Origin of the sequence: Candidatus Chloroploca asiatica (genome assembly GCF_002532075.1) — a bacterium.
GTDB lineage: Bacteria > Chloroflexota > Chloroflexia > Chloroflexales > Chloroflexaceae > Chloroploca > Chloroploca asiatica.
Genome location: NZ_LYXE01000072.1, coordinates 1 through 13,143, shown reverse-complemented (window position 1 = coordinate 13,143; position 13,143 = coordinate 1). Strand labels below are relative to the sequence as shown.

8 protein-coding genes are annotated in these 13,143 nt (G+C 58.4%); 4 read left to right on the top strand and 4 right to left on the bottom strand.

What is annotated here, in order from left to right; genetic code table 11:
• Positions 1-10 precede the first annotated feature (10 nt).
• Positions 11-694 carry an NUDIX hydrolase gene (locus A9Q02_RS08170; protein ID WP_097651920.1) on the bottom strand — a complete coding sequence of 228 codons (684 nt, stop codon included), beginning with the start codon at positions 692-694 and terminating at the stop codon, positions 11-13.
• 326 nt (positions 695-1,020) lie between these two features.
• On the opposite strand from A9Q02_RS08170, the gene A9Q02_RS08165 reads away from it, so the two are divergent.
• From A9Q02_RS08165 to A9Q02_RS08155, 3 genes are all read left to right on the top strand, one after another.
• Positions 1,021-3,609 (top strand): MBL fold metallo-hydrolase, encoded by a 2,589-nt coding sequence (locus tag A9Q02_RS08165; RefSeq protein WP_097651867.1) that lies wholly within the window; start codon positions 1,021-1,023, stop codon positions 3,607-3,609.
• A 231-nt stretch (positions 3,610-3,840) separates the two neighbouring features.
• A complete protein-coding gene (locus A9Q02_RS08160) occupies positions 3,841-7,086 on the top strand; it encodes a PAS domain S-box protein (protein ID WP_097651866.1) in 3,246 nt (1,081 codons plus the stop codon).
• A complete protein-coding gene (locus A9Q02_RS08155) occupies positions 7,083-8,021 on the top strand; it encodes a diguanylate cyclase (protein ID WP_097651865.1) in 939 nt (312 codons plus the stop codon). Before A9Q02_RS08160 ends, A9Q02_RS08155 begins: the two co-directional genes overlap by 4 nt.
• Positions 8,022-8,090: 69 nt before the next feature.
• Here the strand turns inward: A9Q02_RS08155 and A9Q02_RS08150 are convergent, their stop codons facing one another.
• Complete coding sequence (locus A9Q02_RS08150) at positions 8,091-9,269, bottom strand: MFS transporter (protein ID WP_097651864.1); 1,179 nt, start codon at positions 9,267-9,269, stop codon at positions 8,091-8,093.
• Position 9,270: 1 nt separating this feature from the next.
• Entirely contained in the window at positions 9,271-10,512 is a 1,242-nt protein-coding gene (locus A9Q02_RS08145) for a cysteine desulfurase-like protein (protein ID WP_097651863.1), read from the bottom strand.
• Between the two features lie 145 nt (positions 10,513-10,657).
• Here A9Q02_RS08145 and A9Q02_RS08140 point away from each other — a divergent pair, with 145 nt between their 5' ends.
• Positions 10,658-10,852, top strand: coding sequence for a hypothetical protein (locus A9Q02_RS08140; RefSeq protein ID WP_097651862.1), 195 nt, complete (start codon positions 10,658-10,660; stop codon positions 10,850-10,852).
• Between the two features lie 68 nt (positions 10,853-10,920).
• Here A9Q02_RS08140 and pknB read toward each other — a convergent pair whose 3' ends face one another.
• Complete coding sequence (gene pknB, locus A9Q02_RS08135; protein ID WP_097651861.1) at positions 10,921-12,732, bottom strand: Stk1 family PASTA domain-containing Ser/Thr kinase; 1,812 nt, start codon at positions 12,730-12,732, stop codon at positions 10,921-10,923.
• Positions 12,733-13,143: the final 411 nt, after the last annotated feature.

The following is a 13,143-nucleotide window of genomic DNA, read 5'->3' as shown; positions in this document are numbered from 1 at the left end:
GGGGGGTGTGTCAACTGAAACCGACTCGGCGCATGCGGGCTAGCAATTCGCTTAACAAGAGCGCGGTGGCCCCCCAGACTTTATAGCCTTCGAGGGCAAAAAAGGGCACCCGCATGCGTGTCTGGCCCCGTTCCCAGATCTCCTCCTGGACTATCGCTGGGTCAAAGAGGCATCTGAGCGGCACACTGAAGGCAGCCTCAACCTCGTCGGGGTTAGGATGGAGGTCAGGTTCAACGAGGCTGAGGCCGACCACCGGGGTGAGTCGGCTATTGCTTGGGGGGATATAAAAAGGTGTCAGCGTACCGAGTGGCTCGACATAACTCGTCCTGATGCCCAGTTCCTCCCAGGCTTCGCGGAGGGCGGTTCCGATAGGGCCATCGTCCTCCGGGTCAGTCCGTCCTCCTGGTAGCGAGACCTCGCCGCGATGGGTGGTAAGGCGGGCCGAGCGTACGGTCAGGGGGAGCCAGAGTTCACCCTCACTCGGATAGAGCAAGAGCAGGGCTGCTGAGGCGCGGGGTGTGACACCGGGCGGTGGTTGCATCGGGCGCATTGGTTGACCATCGAGGTCGCGTAGAATCAGCAACTCGTCCATGGTCAGCGCAAACGACCGGCTCATGGCCTGGCGCACGACCTCACGTTGCATCGTTAGCAGAGGTGTTGCAGGGGCAACACCCTGGGATAATTCTGGGCTCATATCTTCCTCAGCCATATCTTCTTATGGTATTGTAACATGCTTGCAGCGGGCTTTTCTGCTAGAGCGGCGTCGCCCTAGGGCGATTGCATTTTCTTCCGTCGCCGTGAACGGCGCGGCTTTTGGTTTGCAAAGGCCACCTGCATGGCCTGAGCGAGTCGGCGCAGGCAGGCTTTGCAGCCCGTCGCCGAGGCGTTCTGGGTTTTACCCATTCCATCGGGCGTACCGGAGTGCCGACTGAAGTCGGCACTCCCTCCTGGTTTCTTCCGCGAAGGAACGACTCTTTTGCTGGCGCACGCTGCCAGCGTAGCTGACAGCAGGTGAATGATATGCAGATCCAGTTTCTTGGTGGTGCGAGTGGCGTGGGTGCGACCTGCCAACTGGTTGCGCTTGGGGGGCGGCATGTGCTGGTTGATGCCGGGGTGCGTATGGATGGCGGCGATCGTTTGCCTGATCTGGCTGCCCTCGATGGAATTCACCTTGATGCTATTTTGGTGACGCACGCCCATGCTGACCATATTGGTGCTTTGCCCCTGGTGGCTGATCGCTTTCCGGGGGTGCCGATCTATGCGACGGCGGCGACCCTGCGCTTGATGGAGGTGATGCTCGGTGATGCTGTGCGGGTGATGGCCCGCCGTGCCGCCGACGAACTTGAGTTGCCTCTGTATGACGATGCGCTGGTTGCCGCGACGTTGCGCCGCCTCCGTCCGCTTGCCATGGGTGAGCAGCGCTTGCCCGAGTTGCCCGATGTACTGATCTATGCGCAGCGTGCTGGCCATATTGCCGGGGCTGTGAGCCTCGGCTTTGAGGCCCAGGATGGGCGTCTGGTGATCAGCGGCGATGTCAGCATCACGCCGCAACGGACGATCCTGGGGGCGGCGACACCTGCACCGCTACGCCCGGATTTGCTGGTGCTCGAGAGTACCTATGGGGCGCGGTTGCATCCTAATCGGGCGATCGAAGAGCGCCGCTTGGCCGAGGCGGTGGCCGAGGTGATCGAACGGGGCGGCCACTGTTTGATTCCGGCCTTTGCGCTCGGGCGGGCGCAAGAGGTGATTCTGATTCTGCGCGCCGCTCAGCGCGATGGCGTGATTCCGCCGTTTCCCATTGCCGTTGATGGACTGGTTCGTTCGGTCTGTGCGGCCTACGCCGCGTTTCCTGATGCGCTTGGCCCCGCGCTCCGTCGTTATGTGTTGGGCGGCGGGCGGCCCTTTTTTAGCAGTCGGATTCAGCCCGTCGAGAATCAGATCCAGCGTGAACGTGTGTTGACCGGGCCGCCCGCTGCGATCATTGCCTCATCGGGGATGCTCACCGGCGGCCCGTCGGTCTGGTATGCCGAGCGCCTCGCCGAGCAGCCGCAGGCGGCGATCTTCTTTAGTGGCTACCTCGACGAGGAGGCACCGGGGCGTCGCTTGCTTGATTTGGCTGATGCGCAGCCTGAGCGGCGCCAGATGACGTTTGGAGCGCGTACGGTGCGGGTGGCCTGCCAGATCGGGCGTTATGGGCTTAGTGCGCATGCCGATGGCGACGAACTGGCTGCGCTGGTGCGTACGCTCAAGCCGCGTACCGTTGCGCTGGTGCATGGCGATCCCGAGGCGCGTGCGGCGCTGGCGGCACGCCTCACTGACCTAGCCGAGTTGGTTTCCCCTCAGGATGGTCAGACGTTGACGGTTGCGCCGTCCGCGCGAGGGGGACGACGTGTGGTGCTTCCCCCTTCGCCCGAACCTGCCGAGTCTGCCCATACCCTGGGCAACGGTGACGCGCTTGAGACCGCCGGACTCGAACGGCTCTGGACGGCGCTGCGTGATGGTTCGGGCATGCAGACGATGAGTGTACGTGAGCTTGCGCGGGTCTGGTATGGCCCAGAGGTTACCAGTGAGCAGGAAGCGCAGGCCGGGGCGATCCTGGAAGCTGGCAGCGCCTATTTTATGCCGTTGCCCCTTGCTCCGGGTTTGTGGCGCTTGCCTGCCCCTGCCGAGGTGCGCCGGGCGCTGGCGGCGGGTGGTGGTCGTCGCACCGGGCCACGGATCAATAGTGCGGGCATCCAGGCGATCATTGATCAGCATCTTGGGTCTGCCCCCGATCTCTACCAGCGCAGCATTGATGCCGAGACCGGGGCGGTGATGCTCCGCTACTTCTTTCCGGTGGTCGCTGCGGAACGTGATGCTGCGGCGATCACGCAGATCGCTGCCGAAGCAGGTGTCCCCGTCACGGTCTGGCCGTATCCGCACCAGGCGCAACTCGCCGCCCTGGCGCTCGAATTGCTCCCTGATGGCTTGCAGGCCGAGCGGAGCCCGGCGATCTACCAGGATGAAGGAAGGGTTGAAGTGCGTTGTCAGGGTAGCGTCGATCCGGCAACCATTGCTGCGGTTGAAGCGGCCTTTCAGCAGCGGACTGGGCTACGTCTGACGCTCAGAGTGCCCGGGGTGCCGCAGGCGGCTGAAGTGCCCGCGGTGGTGGATGAGGCGAGTTTTGCGCCGCCTGAAGGGGCTGTGCCAAGCGAACTCAACTTTGCCCTGAGCACTGCGCGTACCTGGTTTGGCCCCGCGAGCGGTTGCTACAAAGCGAGTGCTGACCAGCAAACGCGGGTCATCACGCTGCGGTTCTATTTTCCCCTGGTTGCTCGTTCATCCTATACAGCACAACTCGCTGAGTTGGCAGCGTTTATCGGCTGGACCGTACGCCTCTGGCCGCAACCTCACCAGGAGGCGCTGATGCGAGCGGCGCGTGAAGCCTTGCCACCAGGCCTGACGGCGCAAAGTTCGCCGGCCTTGCAGAATGCCACCTGCGAGGTGGTTGTGCGGGTTCAGGGCGCGTGTAGCAGGGCTGAATTGACCGAGGCCGTCACGCGTGTGCGTGAACAGACGGGATGGCTCTTGACCGTACGTGGCGCGAATCTTACGGATGCATCCGTATGAGTACTGATGGACAACGTGCGTACATATATTTATACTTAATTATATGACTTTTCATGGCATATACGTAGTCTGCACGGTCACCCCGAACGAACGTGAGGGGTCTTCCATGCAGATCCGTGAAGATTCCTCACTGCGCCTGCGGCTCCGTTCGGAATGACCGTGGAGCCGTTGCGCTCCGACCATAAGGTTTTGTTGCTTAGGAGCGCAGCGAAGCATCTATGAATATTGATTATGAATATTGACGCACTCACCCTCTCGATCACCTTGATCATCGCTAACCTGCTGCAAGTGGTAGCGCTTACTGGTCTCACCTGGGTCAACCAGAGTCGCCCTGGCGTGGGCTGGTGGGCGCTAGGTATGGGGGCGCTCACCCTGGGTTTTGTGACCTACGCCTTGTCTCAGCAGCGCATTCTTGGCACCGTTACTATTTTTGCCAGCAACATCTTTTTTCTGGCAGGCATCACGGGGCTCTACATTGGTGTCGTGCGGTTTTTTGGTGAGCGTGAGCAGCGTGGGTTTCTGCTTGCCTTTTGGGCGAGCTTTCTGCTGGCCCTTGTCGCCCTGATCTATGGTCTTGATAGCCTGGTTGCCCGCCGCATCCTCTTCTCGTTCAGCGTGGTGCTCTTCTCAGGTTTGATCGCCTGGACGTTGTGGCGCAACAGAGGTACGGTCCTACCGAGCGCGTCCTCTTTTCTGGCGTTTATTTTTCTGGCCAATGGCATCTTCTTTGGCTTACGTGGCTTTGAGCCGTTGGTGTACAGCATGGATGCGGCGAGGCTTGAGCTTTCGCCGATGGAAACTGTGACCTATCTGCTCGCGCTTGGCACCACCACCCTCTGGACTTTCGGCTTCATTCTACTGGTCAATCAGCAGTTGCATAATGAAAACCGTGAAGCACGTGAAAACCTGGAGGCCATTTTTAATGCGCGCTTTGAGGCCGTAATCATTACCTATGTAGAAGGCGGGTATGTTGTCAAAATCAATGAAGGTTTTACTGGCCTCACTGGTTTTACCCCAGAGGATGTGATTGGCAAGAATGCGGGTACGATCAAAATCTGGAAGAACCCACAAGATCGCAATCAGATTCTCGATCTGATCCAGACGCAAGGGTTTTGTCAAAATGTTGAGGTAGAACTCTTGCGTAAAGATGGAACTGAATTTACGGCAGTGATTTCGGTCAAGGTCATCTCGTTGCAAGGTGTTCCCCATATGATCACGGTGGCGTATGATATCAGCGAGCGCAAACGGATCGAGCAGGCACTCCAACAGAGCGAGGCACGCTATCGGCTGATCTCAGAAAATACCCAGGATGTGATCTGGCTGATGGATCCATTGAGTGGTCGTTTTAACTACGTGAGTCCGTCGGTGCAGAAGCTACGTGGCTACACCCCCGAAGAGATCATGGTCGAGCCGGTGACGGCAGCCCTGACCGAGGAGTCGCGACGTCTGGTGGAGGAGGAACTGCGCCAGCACCTGGATGCATTTCTGGCCTTGCCTGAAGGAACGATCGCACGGATCAACGAGATTGATCAACCGCACAAAGACGGCCATATCATCCATACTGAGGTCGTGACAACCTACGTACGAAACCAACAGGGTGAGGTCGAAATTCTGGGCGTAACGCGTGATGTCACTGAGCGTAAACGGAGTGAAATGGCGGTACGTGAGACTAACGCCTATCTCGAGAACCTGATCAACTATGCCAATGCGCCGATCATCGTCTGGGATCCACAGTTTCGCGTGACGCGCTTCAATCGCGCCTTTGAAGACCTGACTGGTTGGCGTGAAACCGAGATCAAAGGGCAATTCCTGTCGTTGCTCTTTCCGCTAGACCTTGCCGAACCATCAATGATGCTCATTCGCAAAACGCTGACCGGTGAGCGTTGGGAAACCGTGGAGATCAAGATCCAGCATCGTGATGGGTCGCTGCGGACGGTGCTCTGGAACTCGGCGACGCTGTTTGAGGCGGACGGGGTGACGCCGCTGGCGACGATTGCGCAGGGCCAGGATATCACCGAACGCAAGCGCGTTGAAGAGGCATTGCTGGTTGCCAAGCAGCAGGCCGAAGCAGCCAATCATGCCAAGAGCGTCTTTCTTGCCAATATGAGCCACGAATTGCGCACGCCGCTCAATGCGATTCTCGGGTTTTCGCAATTAATGACGCGTGATCCCAACCTGACCCCGGCGCAGCACGAGAATCTTGATACGATTAACCGTAGTGGTGAGCATCTGTTGCATATCATCAACGACGTGCTCGATATGGCGAAGATCGAGGCTGGTCGCCACTCGTTGCTGGCTGGCCCGGTTGTCGTCAAGCGGCTGCTTGACGACCTGCGGATCCTCTTTCGGCTGCGTGCCGAGAGCAAAGGGTTGGCCCTGAACATCGAGGCGGCACCGACTGTTCCAACGCTGGTGATCACCGACGAGGCCAAATTGCGGCAAATCTTGATCAACCTGCTGGGCAATGCGATCAAATTCACCACCGTTGGTCAGGTGAGCCTGCGGGTACGCACCGCGATCTTACCGGTTCCGCAACTCATCTTCGAGGTGCAGGATACAGGGACTGGCATTGAGCCTGATGATCTGGAGTCGATCTTCAACCCGTTCATTCAGTCATCGACATCCAACAAAATGCGCGAAGGCACTGGGCTTGGCTTGACGATCAGTCATGAGTTTGCGCAGTTGCTGGGCGGAGATTTGATTGCGGCAAGTAGCGGAATTCTGGGTGAAGGCTCGGTCTTTACCCTGACACTGCCGTTGCAGGTGGAAAGTTCCGCAACTGAGTCGGTTGTGCCTCTGCCGAGCCACGCGCGCGCAACTGGGCTTGAGCCCGATCAACCCCACTACCGTATGCTGATCGCCGATGATCGTCCTGAAAATGCACGCTTGCTAGTGGCGCTATTGCAGCAACTTGGCTTTGAAGCCGAGAGTGTGCCAAATGGCGCTGAAGCAGTCGAGCGGTGGCGTGCCTGGCAGCCTCACGTCGTCTGGATGGATCTACGGATGCCGGTGATGGATGGCATTGATGCAACCCAGCATATCCTCCGGGCTTGCGAGGATGATCCGACGCTCTTGCGTCCGGTGATTATTGCCCTTTCGGCGAGTGTCTTTGGCGAGGCTCAGTCGCACATTCTCGCTTCTGGTTGCGATGCTTTCATTGCCAAACCATTTCGTGAGCACGAAATTGTGTCGATGATCGAACAGTATCTGGGTGCCCACTTTTGTTATGAAACCCAGCCAACTAACGGCACCCATCCGTCTGCGGGAGATCGAGCAATGTATAGCCTTGATCCGATCTGGCGTGACCAATTGCGTCAGGCAGCCGTTGAAGCCAATGTTGCCCAGATGCATGCGCTGATCGATCAGATAAAGGTGAACTATCCTGATTTAGCTACGCAGATGGCAACCTGGATCGATGACTTTGCGTATGAAACCTTGCTTGCCTGGCTTGAGATGCCAGGGTCAGAATCACTATGACAACACCAAAGTTACCAACGATCTTGATCGTTGATGATACACCCGCGAACTTGCGCTTGCTTGCGCAACTCCTGGCTGACCATCAGTATGAAGTTCGCCCAGTGACCAAGGGCACGGCAGCGCTGGCAGCGGTACGTGCCTCAGCACCTGATCTTATTTTGCTTGATATTCGTATGCCTGATCTTGATGGTTACAGCGTATGCGAGCAACTTAAAGCTGACGAGGCGACGCGCAGCATTCCGATTATTTTCCTGAGTGCCCTTGGCGATACGGATGATAAGCTCAAAGCGTTTCAGGTGGGTGGGGTTGACTATATTACCAAGCCGTTTCACCCCGAAGAGGTGTTGGCGCGGGTACGCACCCACCTGGCGCTGGAACAAGCGCGCTCAGCCCTCGAAGTTGCCAATCGCGAATTGAAAGAGGCCCTGGTGCGGCAGGAGTATCTTGCGCGCACCGACTGGCTGACGGGGGTGCTCAACCGGAGTCATTTTTTTGCGCTGGCGGTACACAATTTTAATAACGCAGTCCGTTATCACCGTCCGCTCGCGTTGATGATGTTTGATATTGATCACTTCAAACAGGTGAACGACCGCTTTGGGCATCCTGCGGGTGATCTGGTCTTGCAAGAGGTGGCGCGGGCTACGATTGAACAAATGCGGTCGGCTGATGTGATTGGGCGTTATGGCGGTGAAGAATTCATTGTGTTGTTGCCCAATACAGGGCTTGACGCAGCAACGACGACAGCCGAGCGGTTACGTGAGCAGATCAGCCAGCTTGAGGTGGCGACCGAGCGTGGCGTGATCAAGGTGACGGTGAGCATTGGGGTTGCTGAGCATCGGCCGAGTGACGAGTCGATTGAGCACGTGATTGATCGTGTCGATCAGGCCTTGTATGCGGCCAAGGCGCAGGGGCGCAATTGCGTCGTGAGTGGGTAAGCTTGTGTGCGCACGAGGCCGAGCGTCGCTCGGCCTCGTGCGCACACATCGTTTGGTTTGCGTTGAGGCTCAGATGGCGTGGGGGAGGACGGGCCGCCGACGGTAGACGCCGTAGGCTACGACCCCCGCGAGCGCGGCGAGCACGCCCCCGAGCACGAGAGGCGCCCCCGGAGCAACGGCACCGAGCATCCACGTGGCGGGGATAGGCGCAACCATGCGGGCCAGGCTATCGAGTGAGGTGTAGACCCCCAGCACCTGACCGCGTTCGTCGGCCTCGCTGGTGCGGATCAAGAGGCTCTGCAGGCTTGGCCCAATCAGTCCTGAGCCAAGGGCGACAAGCATCAATGAGATGAGCAGGATCGGCCAGATCCAGGCGATCGCCGTGATCATTAACGATGCATAGAGCAAGATCGTTCCGGTGATGATGAGGCGTTCTTCGCCAAAGTGTTTGACGAGGCGTCCGGTAAAGCCTGCTTGCAAAATGACGGTAATTACGCCGACATAGGCAAGCAAGAGGCCGATCTCACGCGGGCCAAAGCTGTAGCGACGTTCACCGTAGAGGGCAAAACAGCTCTGAAAAAAGATGAGGGCCAGCGCACTCAGGAACCCGGTCAGATAGAGAGGCTTTAACACGGGGCGCTGGCTGAGCCTGAAGATCGTCTTGAAGGTTGCAATGGGACCGCCCTGACCACTGCGGCGGCGCTGGGGTGGTTCTGGCAAGACGGTAAGCGTGACGAGCAGCGACACGAAAGCAACGGCCGCCGCCGCAAAAGCAGGCATCGCAAAGCTAAAGGTGGCAAGGATCCCGCCAAAGACTGGCCCGAGGATGAAGCCCAGGCCAAATGCCGCCCCGATCAGCGCCAGGCCACGGGCGCGATTGCTCTCGTCGGTGACGTCGCTGATGTAGGCCTGGGCGACGGTGATATTGCTGGCCATGATGCCGCCGACAAAACGGGCCAGAAAGAGCATCGGCAGCGAGGTTGCCAGGCCAAGCAGCACAAAGCCCAGGACGGTGCCAACCTGGCTCAGGACAAGAATGCGGCGGCGTCCAAACCGATCCGACAGGCTCCCGATGATTGGTGCGCCAACAAACTGCGCGGCGGCATAGGTGACCAGCAGCAAACCAACCTGCACCTCACTTGCCCCGAGGTGTTCGGCATAAAACGGCAGAAGGGGCAGAATAATGCCAAAGCCGAGCATGTCAATAAAGACGACCAGAAAGATCGCCAGCAGGGGTGATTTTTGCATATCAGTGGGTTGTCGCTAACTGTTCGAGCTCGGCAAGCAGGTACTCGACTTCTTCGACGGTGTGATAGTGGGCCAGACCGATGCGCACCATGCCCCCGTGGGCTTCAACGCCGAGGCGCTCACTGAGGCTCAGTGCATAGTAGTTGCCGTCCCAGGCAAAGATGCCGCGGGCGGCCAACGCCTCGGTGATGGCACGTGGAGTATAGCCTTCTAGCCGGAAAGAGACGGTGGGTGTGCGTGCGGCAAAGCGCTCGGGTTCGCGCAGGCCATAAAAGGTGAGCCCGGGAATCTGGAGTAACCCGCTAACCAGGCGCTCGCTCAGCGTGCGTTCGTAGGCCTGGATGCTCTGCATTGCCTCTTGGATGGCGGTGCGTCGATTGGCGCTGTCTGGTTGGGCAAGACTAGCGAGGTAAGCAACGGCAGCCACGGTGCCTGCCAGCCCCTCGTGGTTCTGGGTACCGGTCATCCAGCGTTCGGGCGAGGTGTTGGCGGCGGGGCGCACTTTGTAGGGCTGCAGGCGTTCGAGGTGTTCGGCTTTGCCATAGAGCACCCCGACGTGGGGGCCAAAGAATTTATAGACACTACAGGCGAGGAAATCGCAGTCAAGCGCCTGGACATCAATGGGGCCGTGGGGGGCATAATGCACAGCATCAACAAAGGTGAGTGCCCCGACCTGACGGGCCTGGCGTACGATCGTAGCGACATCATTGATTGTTCCGACGGCATTCGAGGCATAGCCCACAGCGACCAGCCTGGTGCGCGGCGAGAGCAAGGCCGCGAAGCTTGCCATATCGAGGGTACAATCTTCGACATCAACATCGACCTCACGGATGGTCACGCCGCGCTCTTCGAGCGCACGCCAGGGGGCCACATTGGCATCATGGTCGAGGCGGGTCACAATGATTTCATCACCTGGCCCCCAGGTACGCCCGAGGGCGCGACTCAGGGCAAACGTCAGACTCGTCATATTGGCCCCAAAGACCGTCTCGTGGGGGGCACAGCCGAGCAGATCGGCCATGGCTGCGTGGGCAGCGGCAAGCGTCTCATCGGTACGCTGGCTCGTCAGAAACGCCCCGTGGGTATTGGCATTGCGCCGGGTCAAATAGTCACTGATGGCATCAATCACCATCTGGGGCACCTGGGTACCACCGGGCGCATCAAAGAAGACCGCCTGACGACCGGCAACGAGCTCGGACAGGGCAGGAAACAAAGGGCGTACGTGGTGGGGATCAAAAAGGTACATAAGACTTTTGTTACCTCGCGAGCACATTCCTGCAAACACCTTGTTATCAAGCAATGGTATACTATATTTGATTCTATCCTACTGTAACTGTTTTAGCTACAATCAAGTAGAACTATCAACCAAACTTTGGTAAGGAGATCCGTTCATGTCATCATCCCTGGAACTACGACGTTATAAGGCTCCTCGCTGGATCAGCACACCGGCTGGTCAGTGGGCGTATGAAGTTAATGCAGAATGGCGCAAGCAGGCTGATGGCACATTTGCTGTTTCTGAGCGCCGCCTCTTGCTCGAAGAGGCTGAAAAACTGCAGAAGGTGGCTGTTGAGGCGCAGCAAGACTAAACGTAGAGCCCATTGATACGACGAAGAAACCGCCAATTTTGCTGGCGGTTTCTTTGTCGTATCAATGTTTAGCCACCGGGGGCTTTGACCCCGAGGATCACCCGGCTACCGCGAGGAAGCAAGTCGCCATTGCGTACTGGTGGCCCATCGGCAATTTGCGCACTCACGACTTCGTTGTCACGGAAGCGATCATAATCAATGAGCCGATCGCGCCCCTGTTCATCGACGTAGATCAGCGTAAGGCCCGGTGCATCACCGAGAATCTGCTCGGCTTGGTCGCGTTGCAACCCGATCACATTAGGGAAACGCACGACATCGCCCTGGCTCACCGTTAGCACCACAACCTGGCCTTGGGGGATACGGAGACCGGGCCCAGGGGTCTGGCGAATCACAAAGCCCACGTCAATTGTGGTGCTTGGCGTTTCGACGACTTCAACGCCGAGGCCGGCCCCGGTGAGACGTGAACGAGCGTTGGAAGCGGGGGTGCGGATCACATCGGGTACTTCAACAAGTTGCGGGCCAAGACTGACGGTAAACGTCACCCGCTCGCCTGGCATTACCAGGGTGCCTGGGGCGATTTCCTGGCTCACAACCTGCCCGGCAGCGACGGTGGCATCAAAAGTCTCACGGCGAACTGGTTCAAGTTGCAATTGACGCAGCGATGTTTCGGCAGCTTCGGCACTGAGCCCGATCAGATTCGGAATGCCCACGTCGAGTGATACTGTTGGCGTTGGCTCATCCGGCATACTCGTTGGCGTGACAGCTGATGGTACCGTTGGCGTTGGGCGATTGCCTCCTGTGCCCCAAAGACTACCGATGACACCCTGAAACATCCCACTGCTGAAGAGATAGATCATCCCGACGAGCATCCCAAGCACGAGCATACCAACAAGAAAGACTCCACAGCCCGGGCCTTCCTGCCGTGGGGCACGTGCTGGTGTCGAGCGCGGTGCTGGTGGTACCGGGAAACGCCCAGAACTACTGGTGCCTGAGGATGGACGCACTGGCGGGGTGGCGATCGTGGTTTGCGCCAGCGACGGATTCACCGTTGTCTCTTGCTGGGCCGACTGGCTGTAGTTGCTCAGGAGATTGATGAATTCCTGGGCGTCGCGGGGGCGTTGGGCGGGATCCTTCGCCAGTGCGCGCAAGATTAGGGCCTCAAGACCAGGCGGGATCGCCGGATTCAAACGACGTGGCGGAACCGGTGGCTCAGAGACATGTTTCATCGCGACGGCCACCGCGTTATCGCCGCTAAAAGGCAGACGCCCGGTCACCATCTCGTAGAGCACAATGCCAAGCGCATAGATATCAGACTGGATGGTTGCCGGGCGCCCCTGGGCCTGCTCAGGTGACAGGTAATCGACTGTCCCAAACGAGATTCCGGTCTCGGTGAGGGCGGTCGAGAGATGGCTTTTGGCGACGCCAAAATCAGTGACGTGGGCCTGACCATCGTGGGTGACGATCACATTCTGGGGTTTGATATCGCGATGGACCATCCCGGCACGATGTGCGGCCTGGAGACCACGGGCAATCTGGGTGGCGAGATCAATGGCTTTGGCGACTGGCAGCGGTCCTTCGCGCAGAATAATCGTCTTGAGATCCGTGCCATCCACATATTCCATCACAATATAGTGAACATCACCATCCTGGCCGACATCATAGATGTCCACAATATTGGGGTGCGCGAGCATAGCTGCTGCTTGCGCCTCGTGGCGAAAGCGTTCAAGAAAATCCTTTTCACTGAGAAAATGGCGATGCGGGATTTTGATCGCCACGCGTCGATTGAGACGACGATCAAGGCCCAGATAAATACGGGCCATTCCTCCTTCACCGATCTTTTGCTCAAGCTCGTAACGCCCATCAAGGACTTGTGTATGCATATATAATCGTTATTACAACACCCTGAAACCATGTCGAAGCAACAAAACCGGCCTTCAGACCTCACAGGTCTTCAAGACCTGTGAGGTCTGAAGGCCATGTAGTACTCAGGGTGATACAACCCCAGGAAACGTACGTTACAAACTACTGATGCGGGACGCAAAAGTATTGCAATGTACAGGGTCATTATGACACTTTGCGCCAGAGGCGTCAATGCAGATCGCTGAAGGCGCTAGGGCGATTGCATCTTGCGAAACCGGATAAAAAATACGCTCTATTTGGCAGCATGTGCATGCAACTAGCGGCGCAAACGGCTGCACCCGGCAACAACGAGTGCCGCCAGGGCACCCGCCAGGGCACCCGCCAGGGCACCCGCCAGGGCACCCGCCAGGGCACCCGCCAGGGCACCCGCC